General features: G+C 73.9%; 14 protein-coding genes. 8 read left to right on the top strand and 6 right to left on the bottom strand.

The window, feature by feature from the left end:
- Positions 1-158 precede the first annotated feature (158 nt).
- The 3 genes from ACFWP2_RS34875 to ACFWP2_RS34865 are packed head-to-tail and all read right to left on the bottom strand — an operon-like array spanning position 159 to position 3,681.
- A complete protein-coding gene (locus tag ACFWP2_RS34875) occupies positions 159-1,535 on the bottom strand; it encodes a dihydrolipoamide acetyltransferase family protein (protein WP_380459283.1) in 1,377 nt (458 codons plus the stop codon).
- A gap of 5 nt (positions 1,536-1,540) precedes the next feature.
- Positions 1,541-2,542, bottom strand: a complete 1,002-nt coding sequence (locus ACFWP2_RS34870; protein WP_380459148.1) for an alpha-ketoacid dehydrogenase subunit beta — start codon at positions 2,540-2,542, stop codon at positions 1,541-1,543.
- Positions 2,542-3,681, bottom strand: coding sequence for a thiamine pyrophosphate-dependent dehydrogenase E1 component subunit alpha (locus ACFWP2_RS34865; RefSeq protein ID WP_380459146.1), 1,140 nt, complete (start codon positions 3,679-3,681; stop codon positions 2,542-2,544). Before ACFWP2_RS34865 ends, ACFWP2_RS34870 begins: the two co-directional genes overlap by 1 nt.
- A 164-nt stretch (positions 3,682-3,845) precedes the next feature.
- On the opposite strand from ACFWP2_RS34865, the gene ACFWP2_RS34860 reads away from it, so the two are divergent.
- Positions 3,846-4,292, top strand: coding sequence for an Lrp/AsnC family transcriptional regulator (locus ACFWP2_RS34860; protein ID WP_380459143.1), 447 nt, complete (start codon positions 3,846-3,848; stop codon positions 4,290-4,292).
- A gap of 63 nt (positions 4,293-4,355) precedes the next feature.
- Here the strand turns inward: ACFWP2_RS34860 and ACFWP2_RS34855 are convergent, their stop codons facing one another.
- Positions 4,356-4,940, bottom strand: a complete 585-nt coding sequence (locus ACFWP2_RS34855) for a TetR/AcrR family transcriptional regulator (RefSeq protein ID WP_380459140.1) — start codon at positions 4,938-4,940, stop codon at positions 4,356-4,358.
- A gap of 159 nt (positions 4,941-5,099) precedes the next feature.
- On the opposite strand from ACFWP2_RS34855, the gene ACFWP2_RS34850 reads away from it, so the two are divergent.
- The 3 genes from ACFWP2_RS34850 to ACFWP2_RS34840 all read left to right on the top strand — a co-directional run bounded on the left by ACFWP2_RS34850 (position 5,100) and on the right by ACFWP2_RS34840 (position 9,846).
- Positions 5,100-6,338: a hypothetical protein gene (locus tag ACFWP2_RS34850; protein WP_380459138.1), complete on the top strand. Its 1,239-nt coding sequence runs from the start codon at positions 5,100-5,102 to the stop codon at positions 6,336-6,338.
- A 159-nt stretch (positions 6,339-6,497) separates the two neighbouring features.
- Positions 6,498-8,198 carry a phenylacetic acid degradation protein PaaN gene (gene paaN, locus ACFWP2_RS34845; RefSeq protein ID WP_380459135.1) on the top strand — a complete coding sequence of 567 codons (1,701 nt, stop codon included), beginning with the start codon at positions 6,498-6,500 and terminating at the stop codon, positions 8,196-8,198.
- 157 nt (positions 8,199-8,355) lie between these two features.
- Positions 8,356-9,846: an FAD-dependent monooxygenase gene (locus ACFWP2_RS34840; protein ID WP_380459132.1), complete on the top strand. Its 1,491-nt coding sequence runs from the start codon at positions 8,356-8,358 to the stop codon at positions 9,844-9,846.
- Positions 9,847-10,065: 219 nt separating this feature from the next.
- Here ACFWP2_RS34840 and ACFWP2_RS34835 read toward each other — a convergent pair whose 3' ends face one another.
- Entirely contained in the window at positions 10,066-10,632 is a 567-nt protein-coding gene (locus ACFWP2_RS34835) for a CGNR zinc finger domain-containing protein (protein WP_380459129.1), read from the bottom strand.
- Between the two features lie 257 nt (positions 10,633-10,889).
- Here ACFWP2_RS34835 and ACFWP2_RS34830 point away from each other — a divergent pair, with 257 nt between their 5' ends.
- The 4 genes from ACFWP2_RS34830 (at position 10,890) to ACFWP2_RS34815 (ending at position 16,169) form a co-directional block, all read left to right on the top strand.
- Positions 10,890-13,046 carry a protease pro-enzyme activation domain-containing protein gene (locus ACFWP2_RS34830; RefSeq protein ID WP_380459127.1) on the top strand — a complete coding sequence of 719 codons (2,157 nt, stop codon included), beginning with the start codon at positions 10,890-10,892 and terminating at the stop codon, positions 13,044-13,046.
- 348 nt (positions 13,047-13,394) lie between these two features.
- Positions 13,395-14,402: an XRE family transcriptional regulator gene (locus ACFWP2_RS34825; protein ID WP_380459124.1), complete on the top strand. Its 1,008-nt coding sequence runs from the start codon at positions 13,395-13,397 to the stop codon at positions 14,400-14,402.
- A complete protein-coding gene (locus tag ACFWP2_RS34820) occupies positions 14,393-14,614 on the top strand; it encodes a hypothetical protein (protein WP_380459122.1) in 222 nt (73 codons plus the stop codon). Before ACFWP2_RS34825 ends, ACFWP2_RS34820 begins: the two co-directional genes overlap by 10 nt.
- 214 nt (positions 14,615-14,828) lie before the next feature.
- Positions 14,829-16,169: a peptidoglycan-binding protein gene (locus tag ACFWP2_RS34815; RefSeq protein ID WP_380459119.1), complete on the top strand. Its 1,341-nt coding sequence runs from the start codon at positions 14,829-14,831 to the stop codon at positions 16,167-16,169.
- Positions 16,170-16,209: 40 nt separating this feature from the next.
- On the opposite strand, the gene ACFWP2_RS34810 is transcribed toward ACFWP2_RS34815, so the two are convergent.
- A complete protein-coding gene (locus ACFWP2_RS34810) occupies positions 16,210-16,962 on the bottom strand; it encodes a TrmH family RNA methyltransferase (protein WP_380459116.1) in 753 nt (250 codons plus the stop codon).
- Between the last annotated feature and the right edge of the window lie 233 nt (positions 16,963-17,195).

Genomic DNA, 17,195 nt, shown 5'->3' with positions numbered 1-17,195 from the left:
ACGCCAAGGCAGCGTGGCACGGCCGGAGCGCGTGTCCGACGAATCGCGCGAAGCCCGGACATCCGGGCCGGGGACGCGCTACTCTCCTCGGTCCACGACTGCCCTGGGTGCCCCTCCGCGCACCCAGGGCAACCATGCCCCGCCCCCGACGGCCGGGATCAGAGCTGCCGCAGCAGCATCCCCGGCTGCTCCACGCAGTCCGCGACGAACCGCAGGAAGCCCCCCGCCGTCCCGCCGTCGCAGACCCGGTGGTCGAAGGTGAACGACAGCTGGGTCACCTCGCGCACCGCCAACTCGCCCTGGTGGACCCAGGGTTTGGCGACGATCCGGCCGACCCCGAGCATCGCCGCCTCCGGGTGGTTGAGGATCGGGGTGGAGCCGTCCACGCCGAACACCCCGTAGTTGTTCAACGTGAAGGTGCCGCCGGTCAGTTCGCCCGGGGCGAGCGCACCGCCGCGCGCCGCCTCGGTCAACCGGCCCAACTCCTCGCCGAGTTGCTCGGTGCTGCGGTTCTGCGCGTCCCGCACCACCGGGACGACCAGCCCGCGCTCGCCCTGCGCGGCGAAGCCCAGGTGCACCGCCGCATGCCGGACGATGCCCGAACCGTCCTCGGTCACCGAGGAGTTGAGCTCCGGGAAGCGCGCCAGCGCGACGGTGCAGATCCGCGCCAGCAGTGCCAGAACGCTCACCTTCGGCCCTGGCGTCGCGTTCAACTGCCGCCGCAGCGCCATGATTTCGGTGGCATCCGCGTCCACCCAGCAGGTCGCCGCCGGGATCTCCCGGTGGCTGCGGCTCAGCTTCTCGGCCACCGCCTTGCGCAGTCCGCGCAGCGGGACCACACCCTCCCGCACGGCCGGCGCGGCGGACCCGGCGGGCGCCGGAGCGGCCACCCTGGCCACGACCGCCCGTTCGACGTCCGCACGCATGATCAGCCCGTCCGGCCCGCTCCCGGCCAGCGCGGTCAGGTCGACCCCCTGCTCCCGGGCCAGCCGCCGCACCAGCGGCGAGATCACCGGCACCACCGCCGGCCCGGTCGGCGCCTGAGCGGAGGCCTGAACAGGGGCCTGAACAGGGGCCCGAGCAGGAGCCTGAACAGCACCCTGAGCAGCAGCCTCCGGAACAGCAGCAGCCCGAGCGGGAGCCACCCCGACCCGACGCCGGCGCCCGCTCCGGCCCGGCTCGGCGACCCCGAACCCGACCAGCGGCCGCTCCACCTCGGAGGCGACCGGAGCCACCGGAGCGGCGACCACCCCCGGCTCCTCCGGCCCCTGCGCGGCGCTCCCCACCGACGACGACACCGCGACCGTCACCAGCGGCGCGCCCACGGCGATCTCCTCGCCCTCCTCGCCGTACCGCGCGGTGACCACCCCGCCGTAAGGGCAGGGCACCTCCACCACGGCCTTGGCCGTCTCCACCTCCACCACCGGCTGGTCGACCGCGATCACCTCGCCGACCTCGACCATCCAGCGCACCACCTCCGCCCCGGTGAGACCCTCACCGAGGTCGGGCAGCCGGAACTCCCGCACGACGGGCATCATGCTCAGTCCTCCCACTGCAGCCGGGCGACCGCGTCCAGGATCCGGTCCACCCCGGGCAGGTGGTGGTGCTCCAGCATCGGCGGCGGGTACGGGATGTCGAAGCCGGTGACCCGCAGCACGGGCGCGGCCAGGTGGTGGAAGCAGCGCTCGGTGATCCGGGCGGCGACCTCCGCGCCGGTGCCGCCGAAGCCGCTCGCCTCGTGCACCACCACGGCCCGGCCGAGCGAGCGCACCACCCGGCAGACCGTCTCGTCGTCGAAGGGCACCAGGGTGCGCAGGTCCAGCACCGCGAGGTCCCAGCCCTCGGCCTTCGCCGCCTCCGCCGCCTCCAGGCAGACCGGCAGCGAGGGGCCGTAGGTGATCAGCACGGCGGAGGTGCCGGTGCGCCGCAGCACCGCCCGGCCGATCGGCTCGACCGGCGCCGCCGGGTCGAGGTCGGCCTTGCCCCAGTAGAGCCGCTTGGGCTCCAGGAAGACCACCGGGTCGTCGGAGGCGATCGAGGCGCGCAGCAGCCCGTACGCGTCGGCCACCGTCCCCGGCGTCACCACGTGCAGGCCGGGGGTGCTGGTGTAGTACGCCTCGGAGGCGTCGCTGTGGTGCTCGACGCCGCCGATGCCGCCGCCGTACGGGATGCGGACGGTGATCGGCAGCGGGAGCCGGCCCGCCGTACGGTTGCGCATCTTGGCGACGTGCGAGAACAGCTGCTCCAGCGCCGGGTAGGCGAAGGCGTCGAACTGCATCTCGACCACCGGGCGCAGCCCGTACATCGCCATGCCGATCGCGGTGCCGAGGATGCCCGCCTCGGCCAGCGGGGTGTCCAGGCAGCGCTCCGGGCCGAACTCGGCGGTGAGCCCGTCGGTGATCCGGAAGACGCCGCCGAGCGCGCCGACGTCCTCGCCGAGGACGTGGACCGTCGGGTCCTCGCGCATGGCGTCCCGCAGCGCGGAGTTGAGCGCCTGCGCCATGGAGGCGGTACGGGCGCCGGAGGAAACTACCGTGGACATCAGTGCTGCACCTCGGCCTCGGCGGCCAGCTCGGCGGACAACTGGGAGGCCTGCTCCCGCAGTTGGGGGGTCGGCTCGGCGTAGACGTGGGCGAACAGGGCCATCGGGTCGAGCTCGGGGTCGGCGTGGAACTCGGCCCGCATCCGGGCCGCCAGCGCCTCCGCCTCGTCGGCCGCCTCCCGCGCCAGCCGGTCGTCCAGCACGCCGAGCCCGCGCAGCTCGCGCTCCATCAGCAGGATCGGGTCGTGCTCGCGCCAGGCGGCGACCTCGGGCTCGGTGCGGTAGCGGGTGGCGTCGTCGGCGTTGGTGTGGGCGTCGATCCGGTAGGTCAGCGCCTCGACCAGGGTCGGGCCGCCGCCGGCCCGGGCCCGCTCGACCGCCTCGGTCAGCACCGAGTGCACGGCGGGCGCGTCGTTGCCGTCCACCAGCCGGCCCGCCATGCCGTAGCCGACGGCCTTGTGGGCCAGGCTCGGCGCGGCGGACTGGGCGCTGAGCGGGACGGAGATCGCGTAGCCGTTGTTCTGCACCAGGAAGACCACCGGGGCGCCCAGCACGGCCGCGAAGTTCAGCGCCTCGTGGAAGTCGCCCTCGCTGGTGCCGCCGTCGCCGAGCATCGCCAGCGCGACCACCGGCTCGCCGCGCAGCCGGGCGGCGTGCGCCAGCCCGACGGCGTGCGGGGCCTGGGTGGCGAGCGGGGTGCAGAGCGGGGCGGTGCGGCTGGCCCGCGGGTCGTAGCCGGTGTGGGCGCTGCCGCGCAGCAGGGTCAGCGCCTCCAGCGGGTCGACGCCCCGGGAGACCACCGCGAGGGTGTCGCGGTAGCTGGGGAAGAGCCAGTCCTGCTCGCCGAGCACCAGCGCGGCGGCGACCTGGCAGGCCTCCTGGCCGGTGGACGCCGGGTAGACGGCGAGCCTGCCCTGCTTGGTCAGGGTGGTGGCCTGCTGGTTGTAGCGGCGGCCGACGACCAGACGGCGGTAGAGCTCGCGCAGCAGGGCCGGGTCGTACTTCTCCAGCGCCGGGGTGCCGAGCGCCCGGACGGGAGTGGGGTCCGGGAGGAGCGGCGCCGGGTCGGTGCGGGGGGCGGTGGCCCCGGGCAGCCAACCGGGCACGCTCGTGTGGTGTCTGTGGTCGAGAACGGTCATCTCGGGGCACCTCCAGGGGTGGCGGGGGCTCCCTACCGATTGTTCGGTCGTCTGTTCATCTTGACCAGAAGCGTGACAAGGTGGTGGACATTCGGCCTGTTCGGCGGTCGACTGGTGGCAGTACGTCCAATCGGTGGGGGTGGGGGGTCATGTCGGCTGAACAGATGTCCAGACTCGACCGGGTCGACCGGGCGATCCTGCGGCTGCTGCAACAGGACGGTCGCGCCTCCATCCGCTCGGTGGCCGAGCGGGTGCACGTGTCCCGGGCGAACGCATACGCCCGGATCTCCAGGATGGTCGAGGACGGCGTCATCCGCGGCTTCACCGCCAGGGTGGACCACGAACGGGCGGGTCAGACGGCGTCCGCGTACGTCACCCTGAAGATCGTCCAGAACTCCTGGCGGACGGTGCGCGAGCAGCTGCTGGCGCTGCCCGGGGTGGCGCACATCGCGCTGGTCGGCGGGGACTTCGACGTCCTGCTGCTGGTGCACACCGCCGACAACCAGGCCCTGCGGGAACTGGTGCTGGGCAGCATCCAGTCCATCCCCCAGGTGCTCGGCACCCGCACCATGCTGGTCTTCGAGGAGACCGACCAGGTGCCCCCGCTCTGACCCGGCCTGGCCAGCCGGCCGGACAGCGCCACGACTCAGCGCCGACCGGGCAGCGCCGACGGCTCAGCGCGCCCGCAGCCCGTCGAAGGCCAGGTGGACCACCGCGTCCGCGACCCCGTCGGCGGCCTTGAGCCCCGGCCGGTACCACTCCACGATCGAGTTGATCATCCCGAACAGCAGCCGGGTGGCCAGCCGCGGCTCCACGTCCGCGCGCAGCGCGCCGTCCGCGACCGCCGCCCGCAGCAGCTCGGCCACCTGGTGGTCGAAGTCCCGCCGGCGCTCCAGCGCCCACAGCTCGGTGGCCGTGTTGCCGCGCACCCGCAGCAGCAGCGTCACGTACGGCAGCTCCTCCAGCAGCACCTCGGCGGTGCGCCGCACCACGTGCTCCAGCCGCTCCACCGCCGGGCCCTCGACCGCGGCCGGCTCGGCCAGGATCGCGAACAGCCCGTCCAGCGCCCGCCCCACCGCCAGCCGCAGCAGCTCCTCCTTGCCGCGCACGTGGTGGTAGATGGAGGACTTGGAGATCCCGGCCGCCCGGGACAGGTCCTCCATGGACGTGCCGTCGTAGCCGCGCTCGTTGAACACGTCGACGGTCACCGCGAGCAGTGACTCCACGGTGTAGGCGGTGCGCGTGGTGTGATCGGCCATCCTCCGAGTATCCCCGGCCGCGTCCCGCGTTACGCGATCGGGTCCGACTGGTCCACACCAACCCGCAGGGGCAGGCCCTAGACTCTCCGGACGATCCGTCCACGTCCAGAGCACTGGGGTCCACGGCTGATGAACGCAATACCGGCAGTCGCCTCCGACATGCCAGAGCAGCGCAGCGACGGGCCGACGGACTCCGCACGCACCTGGCAGGAGCGCGGCCGCGCCCTGGTGGTCCGGTTCGGGCCGGCCGTGTGGTGCTACGCGGTGCTGAAGCTGGTCGGCTTCACCGTCTTCATGAAGCTGCTCTCCTTCGCCGGCGACTACGCGAAGAAGCCGGCCCGGTTCGGCGGCGGCGCCAACCCCTGGGACGTGCTGGCCACCTGGGACGGCTGGTGGTACCAGCAGGTGGCGCAGTTCGGCTACCACCCGGCGCTCGTCCCGATCCCCAACGGCCCGATCGGCTACACCATCGAGCAGAACTCGGCCGCCTTCTTCCCGCTCTACCCGGGCCTGATGCGGATGGTCTCGGAGGCCACCGGCCTCGGCCTGTACGGCGCCGGGATGCTGGTCTCCGTGGTGTCCTCGCTGTTCGCCGCGGCCGGCATCTACGCCGTGGTGGAGAAGCTGACCGGCGACGCGCGCTCGGGCGTGATCGCGGCCGGCCTGTGGGCGATCGTCCCGGGTTCGGGCGCCGAGTGGGCCGTCTACTCGGACTCGCTGTTCGTCGCGCTGGCCGCCTGGGCCTGCTACTGCGTGATGGCCAAGCAGTGGATCGCGGCCGGGGTGATCACCCTGGTCGCCGGGCTCAACCGGCCCACCGCCGCGGCCCTGATCGGCGCCGTCGGCCTGGCCGCGATCGTCGAGCTGTACCGCCGGGAGAGCGGCGTCCTGCGCCCGCTGACCGCGATGGTGCTGGCCCCGGTCGGCCTGCTCGGATACGTCGGCTGGGTGGGCTGGCGGACCGGCGAGTGGGGCGGCTACTTCCGGATCCAGCGCGACGCCTGGATGCACTACTTCGACTGGGGCCAGGGCACCTGGCACGCGATCCGCGGGGTGATGCTGGGCCGCAGCGACTACCCGTACGGATTCGCGGTGCCGGACCTCCTCGCCACCCTGATCGTGTTCAGCCTGCCGGTGCTGATCGTGCTGATGTTCCGGCTGCGCCCGCCGCTGGTGCTGACCGCCTACACGCTGGCCACGATCGTCTCGGTGCTCGGCAGCCTCGGCATCCCCGGCAACATCTCGCGCTACCTGATGCCCGTGTTCCCGCTGTTCATCGCGCTCGCGGTGGCGATGCGCAAGCTCAGCCTGCCGGTGCTGGCCACCGTCCTGGGCACCGGGGCGGTCGCCTCCGGCTGGTACGCCGGGTACGTCCTCTTCGAGCTCGGCGTGCCGTAGACCGGGATCACCCCAGCCCACCGGGGGCGCGTCCGCCATGGACGCGCCCCCGCGCGTTTCCCCGGATTCCTCCCCGGCACCCCCTTGAGCCGACCGATCGTTCGGTTACTCTGTGACGTGTCCCGTCCTGCTTTTCGAGGCCCTCCGAGGAGCGCACAGATGTCCGCAGCGGTCACCCACCCCCTCGTCAGCGAGCTGGTCGAGCGCCACCAGGCCACCCTGGACGCCGCGCTCGCCGCCGCCGCCGAGCGCGACTACTGGTCGCCCTACCCCGAGTTCCCGAAGGCGTACGGCGAGAGCGGCCCGGCGGACGGCAAGGCCGCCTTCGACGCCCTGCTCGGCAAGCCCTTCACCCTCGACGGCCACCCCACCGACGGCGACCAGGTCGGCGGCGAGGCCTCCCCGTACGGCGTCGAGCTGGGCATCACCTACCCGCACGCCGCCCCGGACGCGCTGATCGCCGCGCTCACCGCCGCCCGCCCCGGCTGGGCCGCCGCGACCCCGCTGGAGCGCGCCGCCGTCTGCCTGGAGATCCTGCACCGGATCAACGCCCGCTCCCACGAGTTCGCCCAGGCCGTCATGCACACCACCGGCCAGGCCTACGGCATGGCCTTCCAGGCCGGCGGCCCGCACGCCCAGGACCGCGGCCTGGAGGCCGTCGCCTACGCCTACGCCGAGCAGACCCGGCTGCCGCGGCAGGCCGGCTGGACCAAGCCCCAGGGCAAGCGCGACCCGCTGGTGATGACCAAGGAGTTCACCGTCGTCCCGCGCGGCCTCGCGCTGCTGATCGGCTGCAACACCTTCCCCACCTGGAACGGCTACCCGGGCTTGTTCGCCTCGCTGGCCACCGGCAACCCGGTGCTGGTCAAGCCGCACCCGCGGGCCGTGCTGCCGCTCGCGCTGACCGTGCGGACCGCCCGCGAGGTGCTCGCTGAGGCCGGCTACGACGCCAACCTGGTCTGCCTGGCCGCCGAGCACGAGGGCGGCACCGTCGCCCAGGCGCTCGCCGTCCGCCCGGAGATCAAGCTGATCGACTACACCGGCTCCACCGCCTTCGGCGACTGGCTGGAGGAGCACGCCAAGCAGGCGCAGGTGTACACCGAGAAGGCCGGTGTCAACGCGGTGGTGATCGACTCCACCGACGACTACAAGGGCATGCTGGGCAACCTCGCCTTCGCGCTCTCGCTCTACAGCGGCCAGATGTGCACCACCCCGCAGAACGTGCTGATCCCGCGCGGCGGCATCGCCACCGACCAGGGCGACAAGTCCTACGACCAGGTGGTCACCGACCTGGCCGGCGCCATCGAGGGCCTGCTGTCCGACGACACCCGCGCCGCGGCGATCCTCGGCGCCGTGGTCAACCCCGGGGTACTGCAGCGCTCGGCCGCCGCGGCCGGCGGCGAGTACGGCGAACTCGCCCTCGCCCCGCGCACGGTGACCTCGCCGGACTTCCCCGGCGCGACCGTCCGCACCCCCGCGCTGGTCAAGCTCGACGCCGACAAGCCGGACGACCGCGCCGTCTTCCGCAGCGAGTGCTTCGGCCCGGTCTCCTTCGCCGTCGCCGTCGAATCCACCGCCGCCGCCGTCGAGCTGCTGCGCACCACGGTCCGCGAGAAGGGCGCCATGACCGCCTCCGGCTACACCACCTCGCCCGAGGTGGAGGCGCTGCTGGTCGAGGCCGCGCTGGACTCCGGCGTCTCGCTCTCGCTCAACCTCACCGGCGGGGTCTACCCCAACCAGACCGCCGCCTTCTCCGACCTGCACGGCACCGGCGCCAACCCGGCCGCCAACTCCGCCTACTGCGACGGCGCGTTCGTCGCCAACCGGTTCCGCACCGTCGAGATCCGCCGGCACGCCTGAGCCGTCCCGTCCCCGCCCGGAGACGGGCCCGAAGCCCCGGCGGTCACCCACCGCCGGGGCCCGGCGGTTCACAGCCCCGACGGCGCCCGCGATGATGGAGGCTGGGAGAACGCCGGGAACGGCGTCCGACCCCCTCCGAGGAACGGGAGCTGCATACATGGCCGTGAAGCCGACGACCGAAACCGACGTCCTGATCGTCGGGGCCGGACCGACCGGACTGCTACTGGCGGGCGACCTCGCCGCCGCCGGAGTCGGCGTCACCGTGCTGGAGAAGCGGGCCGCCGAGTCCAACCTCACCCGGGCCTTCGCCGTGCACGCCCGCAGCCTGGAGCTGCTGGACGCCCGGGGCCTGGCCGAGGAACTGATCGCCACCGGCCGTCCGCTCGCCGAGCTGCGGATGTTCGACCGCTTCGGCATCGACCTCGGCTCACTGCCCACCCGCTTCCCGTTCGTCCTGATCACCCCGCAGTACAACGTCGAACGGCTGCTGCTGGAGCGCGCCGAGCAGGCCGGAGCGACCGTGCTGCGCGGCGCCGAGGTCACCGGACTGCGGCAGGACGCCGAGGGCGTGACGCTGGAGACCCGGGACGGGCGGAGCCACCGCGCCGCGTACGCCGTCGCCACCGACGGCGTCCACTCCACCGTCCGCGACCTGCTGGGCATCCCGTTCCCCGGGGAGTCGGTGGTCGACTCGGTGGTGCTGGCCGACGTCCGGCTCGACCGCGAGCCCGCCCAGGCGATCACCGTCGGCGCCAACCAGGCCGGCTTCGCCTTCATCGCCCCGTTCGGCGACGGCTGGTTCCGGATCATCGCCTGGGACCGCGAGGAGCGCTACCCCGACGGCACCACCCCCACCACCGAGCAGCTCACCGCCCTCACCCGGGCCATCCTCGGCGAGGACTACGGCCTGCACGAGGTGCGCTGGAGCTCCACCTTCCACAGCGACGAACGCCAGGCCCCCAACTACCGCTCCGGCCGGGTCTTCCTGGCCGGCGACGCCGCGCACTGCCACTCCCCGGCCGGCGGCCAGGGCATGAACACCGGCCTCCAGGACGCCGCCAACCTGTCCTGGAAGCTCGCCGCCGCGCTCCGGGGCCACGCCACCGACGCCCTGCTGGACACCTACCAGACCGAGCGGCACCCGGTCGGGAAGACGGTCCTGCGCACCTCCGGCGCGCTGATCCGGCTGGCCCTCGCCGAGTCCGCCCCCACCCGCGCCCTGCGCGGGGCGCTCACCGCGCTGGGCGGCCACCTCGACCCGGTCACCGAGCGCGGCGCCAAGCTGGTCTCCGGCATCGGCATCTCCTACCCCGCCCCCAAGGACGCCCACCCGCAGGTCGGCAAGCGCGTCCCGGACCTGCGGCTGACCGCCCTGAGCAAGCCCGTCGAGGGCGCCCCGGCCGCCCCGGAGCGGCTCTACGAGGCGCTGCGCGCCGGGAAGTTCGTCCTGGTCAGCAATGACGAGCTGGCCGCCGCCGAGCCCTGGGCCGACCGCATGGTCTCCGCCGCCCCCGCCGACCCGCACGGCAAGCTGCGCGACACCGTCCTGCTGATCCGCCCGGACGGCTACGTCGCCTGGGCCGCCGTCGACCCCGGCCAGGGCGAGCTCCGCACCGCCCTCACCGACCGGCTCGGCACCCCGGCCTGACCCCCCACGGGCGGGCGCCCGACCCACCGCGCGCCCGCCCGCACACACTCCCGACGCCCCGCGCAGCGGCCCCTCCGAACGCCGGTCAGCCCCGCGCCTTCACATAGTGCCGCGCCGCCTTCGCCCGGTTCCCGCACACCGCCATCCGGCACCAGCGACCGCGCGCCGACCACCACAACCGGCCCCGACGCCCCGCGCAGCGGCCCCTCCGGACGCCGGTCAGCCCCGCGCCTTCACATAGTGCCGCGCCGCCTTCGCCCGGTTCCCGCACACCGCCATCCGGCACCAGCGCCGGCGGCCGTTCTGCGAGGTGTCGAAGAAGTACAGGATGCACGCCTCGTGCGCGCACTGCTTGATCCGCTGGGCGCCCCGGTCCAGCAGGTCCAGGAAGTCGTGCGCCGCCAGCCAGGAGGCGAGCCACTCGGGCCGGTCCACCTCGACGCGCTCGGTCGGACCCTGCCGGCCGAGCTCCCGGCGCAGCCGTCCGTGGTGCAGCACACCGTTCAGCCGGGCCACCGCCTCGGCGCCCAACTCGCCCTGCCCGCACAGCTCCTGGACGGCTCCGGAGATCGCCTCGCGGGTCTCCCGCAGCGCCGGAAGCCCGGACTCCTCGGCCCGGCAGCGGTCCGCGAGGCCGGCCGAGGAGAGCCATATCCCGTAGCCGTCCGGTTCGGCGAGCAGGTCGTTGACGGGCGTTCCGGCCCAGCGGGTGTTGAGCAGGTCGAGCGCGAGCGGCTCGCCGATCAGCGGTCGCGGGTCCCTGGGATCCGGCTGCACGTCAGTCATCGCACTCCCTCGGCTCGGTCCGATTCTACGGCCGCCCCCTCGGCCCGAACCGGTCCGGACCGGCGCCCGAACCACGGTCATTCACTGTATGGAACCGCCGAGTTTCCCACTCTCCACACTTGACTGTTTTTTAGCAACGAATTGCCAGGCCATGAGCCACTTCGCACACGGGTTCTGTCATGTTCGAGCCAGCGTTCTCGACCCCCCTGAACGCCTGGCCCCTTGCCGGCCCCCACAGCCGGCCAGAGGAGGATCCGTTGCGTCCCCGCTCCCTTGCCCTCGCCGCCGCGATAGCCGTGCTGCCGCTGACCGCCGTCTCGCTCGGCGTCTCCACCGCGCAGGCCGCCACGCCCAACGCCTCGCCGCGCGTCGCCCTGCCGAACACCCTGAACCCCGCGGTGGCCCACTCGGAGAAGAAGGGTGACGTCCCGGCCGAGCAGCAGATCGCGGTGTCCGTCAGCCTGAAGCTGCGCGACTCCGACGCACTGGACCGCTTCCTCACCGCCGTCGCCACCCCGGGCACCCCGGAGTTCGGCCGGTACCTGACGCCGGAGCAGTTCACCGCGCGGTTCGGCCCGACCCAGGCCGCCGTCGACCAGGTCAAGACGTACCTGGCCCAGCAGGGCCTGACCGTCACCGAGGTCAGCGCTAACCGCCAGAGCGTCAGCGCCCACGGCACCGCCGCGCAGATCTCGCAGGCCTTCGGCACCCACGAGAGCGCGTACGTCGACCCGCAGATGCAGCGCTCGTTCTTCGCCAACGACGCCGCCGCCTCGATCCCCTCCGACCTGGCCGCCGTGGTCCAGGGCGTCAGCGGCCTGGACGACCACCCGGTCCGCAAGACCCACCTGGTCACGCCGGGCTCGCTCAGCCCGAACGCCGCCACCGCGACCCCGAGCGGCACCTCCCCGGCCCAGTACACCGGCGCGTACAACCTGAACAAGACCGGCGCGGACGGCACCGGCGTCACCGTCGCCCTGTGGGAGTTCGACGGCTACAGCAAGACCAACCTGAGCACCTACGACTCGCAGTACGGCCTGACCGGCCCGGCCGTCTCCACCGTCTCGGTGGACGGCGCCAACTACGACGCAAAGCCCGGCCAGGGCCAGGGCGAGGTCGAGCTGGACAGCGAGATCGTGCGCGGCGCGGCGCCCAAGGCCACCCAGCTGATCTACGAGGCCCCCAACAGCGACCAGGGCGAGATCGACATGGCCAACAAGATCGTGGCCGACAACAAGGCCTCGGTCATCTCGATCTCCTGGGGCTCCTGCGAGCCGGACACCACCCCCGCCTCGATGACCGCGGTCGACAACGCCTTCAAGCAGGCCGCCGCCCAGGGCATCTCGATCTTCTCCGCCTCCGGCGACGACGGCTCCCGCGACTGCACCCGCTCCACCAGCGGCTCCACCGTCAAGGCGGTCGACTTCCCGGCCTCCAGCCCGCACCAGACCGGCGTCGGCGGCACCAACCTCAAGGTCTCCAGCAGCAACACCTACTCCTCGGAGAGCGCCTGGAGCACCGCCGGCGGCGGCGTCTCCACCGTGTTCGCCAAGCCGAGCTGGCAGACCGGCACCGGCGTCAGCGGCACCATGCGCACCGTCCCGGACGTCTCCTCCAACGCCGACCCGGCCAGCGGTTTCGCCATCTACACGGCCGGCGGCTGGCAGGTCTACGGCGGCACCAGCGCGGCCGCCCCGCTCTGGTCGGGCTACGCCGCCCAGTTCAACCAGAAGGCCAAGGCCGCCGGGCAGCCGGTCCTCGGCGAGGCGAGCCCGCGGCTGTACGCGGTCGCGAACAGCAGCAGCTACGGCAGCACCTTCCACGACGTGACCACCGGCTCCAACCAGGACTTCCCCGCGAAGGCCGGCTACGACCAGGTCACCGGCTGGGGCTCCCCGGTCGCCGACGCGCTGACCACCGCCCTGCTCGGCGGCGGCACCACCCCGCCGTCCGGCGGCTGCACCGCCGCCCAGCTCGTCACCAACGGCGGCTTCGAGACCGGCACCGCCTCGCCGTGGACCACCTCCAGCGGCGTGGTCGACAACAGCTCCTCCCAGGCGGCCCACTCGGGCAGCTGGAAGGCCTGGATGAACGGCTACGGCTCGACCCACACCGACACCGTGTCGCAGACCGTCTCGATCCCGGCCGGCTGCGCCTCCGCCAAGCTGACCTTCTGGCTGCACATCGACACCGCGGAGACCGGCACCACCGCGTACGACAAGCTGACCGTCCAGGCCAACAGCACCACGCTGGCGACCTACTCCAACGTGAACGCCGCCGCCGGGTACGTGCAGCGCACCCTGGACCTGACCTCCTTCGCCGGCCAGACCGTGACCATCAAGTTCACCGGCACCGAGGACTCGTCCCAGCAGACCAGCTTCGTGATCGACGACGTCGCCCTGAACGTCGGCTGACCACCGGCCCGGCCGAGCACCGCGTCGGCTGACCACCATCCCGGCCGGCCACCAGCCGGCAGCACCACCGAACCCCCGCCGGGGCGGAGCCGTCAGGGCCCGCCCCGGCGGTGTCCGTCCGGGCCCGCCCGGCACGGTGTGCGGGCCCGGAACCGCGGCCCGTGTTTCCGGACTGTTTCAAGATCGATAACCCTTCGGTTCACCTGCCGTGACCACTGTCATACGCACGACTGATGACGTAGCCTCTCGACCGTGCATAGGGTTCCCCAAAGCTCGGTGAAGCCGCTGGCGGCGCGCCCCGGCGCCGGCCCGGTCCCACCGAACTCACCTGGTGGGGAGGGTCACCGCATGGCCGCACAACAGCCTCAGGACGCCGCGCGTCTGCGGCTGGTCGGGTCGCACACGGAGCGCCCCGGACCGGCTCCGGCCACCGCCCCCGCCCCGTCGCCCGGCCGGCTCGCCCCCGTCGGCGGCTTCGCGGACACCCTGCACCTGGCCATCGAGGCCAGCGGCCTCAGCCTGGACCGCATCCGCGCCGCCCTCGCCGGCCGCGGGGTCAGGGTCAGCGTCACCACCCTGAGTTACTGGCGGCGCGGCCGCAGCCAGCCCGAGCGGGCCAGCTCGCTGCGCGCCGTCCACCTGCTGGAGGAGCTGCTCGGCCTGCCGCACAGCGCGCTCTCCTCCCTGCTCGGCCCGCCGCGTCCGCGCGGCCGCTGGGCCGCCGCGGCCACCACCTCCCACCTCGGGCTGGAGGACGTCTGGCCGGGCGAGCAGGAGATCGCCAACATCTTCGCCGAGCTGGACGCCCCGCCGTCCGGCGAGCTGGAGCGGCTGAGCATCCACGACTCCTACTACGTGGACGCCGAGCGGCGCGGCAACCTGCTGCGGATGCGCCAGGTGGTGCGCGCCACGGTCGGCGGCGTCGGCCGCTGCCTGGTGGTGCACATGGCCGACGAGGAGGCGGCCGGCTGCCCCGAGATCACCTCGGTGCGGCACGGCCGGCTGGGCCGGGTGCGCCGCCGCCCCGAGGCCGGGCTGATCGTCGCCGAGCTGATGCTGGACCGCCCGCTCGGCCTCGGCGACAGCACGGTCTTCGAGTACGAGGTGGAGATCCCGCCCGGCGACCCGACCATGGAGTACAGCCGCCGCTTCGCCTCCCCGGTGCGCGAGTACGTGCTCCAGGTGCACTTCGACCCGGCGGCCGTCCCGGCGCACTGCGAGCGCTACGACCGCGAGCCGGGCGCCGACGTCGACCACCGCCGCGAACAGCTCTGGATCGGCGCCTCGGCGAGCGCCCACGTCCTGGCCCCGGACCAGCAGCCGGGCCACATCGGCATCCGCTGGGAGTGGGCCTAGTCCTCTCCGCTGCCGAGCCCCGTCGGGACCGCCCCGGCGGGGCGCTGCTGGTGACCGGCGAGGCCAGGACCGACTGGTCCGAGGAGGCCCGACAGGGCGTCCCGGTCGCCGAACGGACCGTCGAACCGACGGTCACCGGTGTGGTCGAGCCGGCCGACGCCACCGCACTCGGCTGGACCGACCCGGAGTACTCGCCCGCCCTTCCCCGCTGACCAGGCCTCACGCCTCGTCCTTGGTACCGGCTCCCGCCCACCCGCGCCACGCCCGGGGGCCGAACGGGTCTCACTCGTTCGGCCCATCCCACCGTGACGCATCCCGCCCGCTTTGGGACTTTGGTCCCGGTAACACGCGGAATCGGGCCGGGAAGGCCACTCCTGTCCCGCCGTCAGGCGGCGACCCGGAAAGACCGCAGGAAAGAGGCGGAGCATGACCCTGACCGACCCCCTGTCCCCGCTCATCGAGTTCGACGACGTCGAACCGGCGGAGGACTGCATATGCGGGGGCTGCAACGCCCGCCGACGCGCCCGGCGGCACGCCGCGCCGGTCCACGAGGGCGGCCACGCCGCCGCCCGCAGCGTCCGCCGCCGGGCCGCGGTCCTGATGGCCGCCGTGGGCACCGCGATAGGCGGCGGTACGGCCGCCGCCACCGCGGCCCCCGCCCCCACCCCCGGCGACAGCAGCGCCACCCGGCCGCAGACCCCCCAGGGCGAGGTCAGCGGCCCCTACGGCCGAAGCGCCGGCACCCGCTCCTTCGCCGCCCCGCAGACCGCCGGGGCGCCGGTCACCCGGGCCCAGATCATCCAGCGCGCCCAGACCTGGATCGATCAGGGCGTGCCGTACAGCATGAGCCGCTACTGGTCGGACGGCTACCGCCAGGACTGCTCCGGCTTCGTCTCGATGGCCTGGGGCCTGGGCAGCAGCCAGACCACCTGGACCCTGCCCGACTTCGCCGAGCGGATCTCCAAGAACGACCTCCAGCCCGGTGACGTCCTGATCTACAACAACCCGGCCAACCCGCAGGCGGGTTCGCACGTGACGATCTTCGGCGGCTGGACGGACTCCTCCCGCACCAAGTACGTCGCCTACGAGCAGACCGGCCCCTCCGCCCGGAAGCGCTCCACCCCGTACGCGTACTGGCACAACTCCGGCGGCTACGTCCCGTACCGCTACACCGGCCTGTCCGCCGGCAGCAACGACGGCGGCGGCGGGGGCGGCGGGGGCACCTCGTCGAGTGCCTTCCCCGGCGCCGGCCGGTTCGGCCCCGGCGCCGACAACGCGTACGTCACCAGGCTCGGCCAGATGCTGGTGCAGCGCGGCGGCGCCGCGTTCTACTCCGAGGGCCCCGGACCGCGCTGGGGCGACGCCGACCGCAAGGCCACCCAGGCCTTCCAGCAGGCCCAGGGCTGGCGCGGCAGCGAGGCCGACGGCATCCCCGGCAAGGACACCTGGGACTACCTGGTCAACGGCAAGGGCCGCAACATCGACGGCGGCAACCGGCTGCCGCCCCCGCCGCCGCCCGCCACCGGCGGCTCCGCCTTCCCCGGCGCACAGTTCTTCGGGCCCGGCCAGAACAACGACCACGTCCGCCGGCTCGGCGAACAGCTGGTCCGCAAGGGCTTCGGCGGTTCGTACGGCGTCGGCCCCGGCACCCGCTGGACGGAGAGCGACCGCCGGGCCGTCCAGGCCTTCCAGCAGGCCCAGGGCTGGCGCGGCGGCGAGGCGGACGGCTACCCGGGCCCCGACACCTGGCGCCGGCTCTTCTCCTGACGGCCCGCCCGAGGCGCGGCGCCCGCCCGGGCACCGCGCCTCAGCGCCTCCCCGACATCCAGTGGAAGAGGCCCATCCCCACGCTGGTCGCCAGGTTGAAGCTGGACACCCCGGGCCGCATCGGCACCGCCACCAGGTGGTCCGCGCGCGCCTTGAGCTCCCGCGACACCCCGTGCCGCTCGGTGCCGAAGACCAGCAGCGCCTCGTCCGGGAACGGCACGTCCCGGATGTCCGCGCCCTCCGGGTCCAGCACGTACAGGGGCCCGTCCGGCAGTTCCTCCGGCTCCGAACGCTCGACCGCGGTCGCGAAGTGCAGTCCCGCGCTGCCCCGCAGCACGTTCGGGTGCCACGGATCCAGGTCCCCGGTGGTCACCACCCCGGTGGCACCGAACCCCGCCGCGAGCCGGATCACCGCCCCGACGTTCCCCAGGTTGCGCGGATTCTCCAGCACCACCACCGGCGCCCGCCGCGGCCGACGGGCCAGCACCGCCCGGTTCGCCTCCGCCGCGGGCCGCACCGCCGACGCGGCCACCCCCGTCGGGTGCAAGCGCGGCACCAGCCCGCGCAGCACCGCCTCCGGGACCTCCACCGCGAGCCCCTCCAGCGCGGGCACGACGTCCGGCGCCAGCTCACCGGCCAGGGCCAGCAGGGCCGCCCGGTCGGCGGTCAGCACCCGCCGCACCTCACCCCCGAAGCGCAGCGCGTGCTTCAGCGCGTGGAACCCGTCCAGCAGCACCGCCCCCGGCTCCCGCTCGGCCACCCGCCACGCCCGTACCAGCCCGTCCTCGTCCATGCCGCCCACTCTGTCACCCGCCCCGCGGCCGCCCCTGCCAGGGCGGCGCTACGGAATGCGCGGCGGAGGGGGCGGGTACCACGGAGCACCCGCCCCCGGAGCCGCCCCCGGCCCCCCCCCCCCCCCGGCCCCCCCCCCCCCCGCCCCCCCCCCCCCACCCCCCACCCCCCCACCCCCAGCCCGCCCCCCCCAACCCGTCCCCCCCCAAAACCCAGACCCCAGGACCCCCCCCC

This window comes from Kitasatospora sp. NPDC058444, from assembly GCF_042721415.1.
GTDB lineage: Bacteria > Actinomycetota > Actinomycetes > Streptomycetales > Streptomycetaceae > Kitasatospora.
This window is presented reverse-complemented; position numbering and strand designations above follow the sequence as displayed.

What these genes read in the sequence shown, in the direction of transcription:
- ACFWP2_RS34875 (WP_380459283.1), bottom strand. Translation starts at nt 1,535, where the DNA reads ATGCCCGTCGTGCGGGAGTTCCGGCTGCCCGACCTCGGTGAGGGTCTC.
- ACFWP2_RS34870 (WP_380459148.1), bottom strand. Translation starts at nt 2,542, where the DNA reads ATGTCCACGGTAGTTTCCTCCGGCGCCCGTACCGCCTCCATGGCGCAG.
- ACFWP2_RS34865 (WP_380459146.1), bottom strand. Translation starts at nt 3,681, where the DNA reads ATGACCGTTCTCGACCACAGACACCACACGAGCGTGCCCGGTTGGCTG.
- ACFWP2_RS34860 (WP_380459143.1), top strand. Translation starts at nt 3,846, where the DNA reads ATGTCCAGACTCGACCGGGTCGACCGGGCGATCCTGCGGCTGCTGCAA.
- ACFWP2_RS34855 (WP_380459140.1), bottom strand. Translation starts at nt 4,940, where the DNA reads ATGGCCGATCACACCACGCGCACCGCCTACACCGTGGAGTCACTGCTC.
- ACFWP2_RS34850 (WP_380459138.1), top strand. Translation starts at nt 5,100, where the DNA reads ATGCCAGAGCAGCGCAGCGACGGGCCGACGGACTCCGCACGCACCTGG.
- paaN (WP_380459135.1), top strand. Translation starts at nt 6,498, where the DNA reads ATGTCCGCAGCGGTCACCCACCCCCTCGTCAGCGAGCTGGTCGAGCGC.
- ACFWP2_RS34840 (WP_380459132.1), top strand. Translation starts at nt 8,356, where the DNA reads ATGGCCGTGAAGCCGACGACCGAAACCGACGTCCTGATCGTCGGGGCC.
- ACFWP2_RS34835 (WP_380459129.1), bottom strand. Translation starts at nt 10,632, where the DNA reads ATGACTGACGTGCAGCCGGATCCCAGGGACCCGCGACCGCTGATCGGC.
- ACFWP2_RS34825 (WP_380459124.1), top strand. Translation starts at nt 13,395, where the DNA reads ATGGCCGCACAACAGCCTCAGGACGCCGCGCGTCTGCGGCTGGTCGGG.
- ACFWP2_RS34815 (WP_380459119.1), top strand. Translation starts at nt 14,829, where the DNA reads ATGACCCTGACCGACCCCCTGTCCCCGCTCATCGAGTTCGACGACGTC.
- ACFWP2_RS34810 (WP_380459116.1), bottom strand. Translation starts at nt 16,962, where the DNA reads ATGGACGAGGACGGGCTGGTACGGGCGTGGCGGGTGGCCGAGCGGGAG.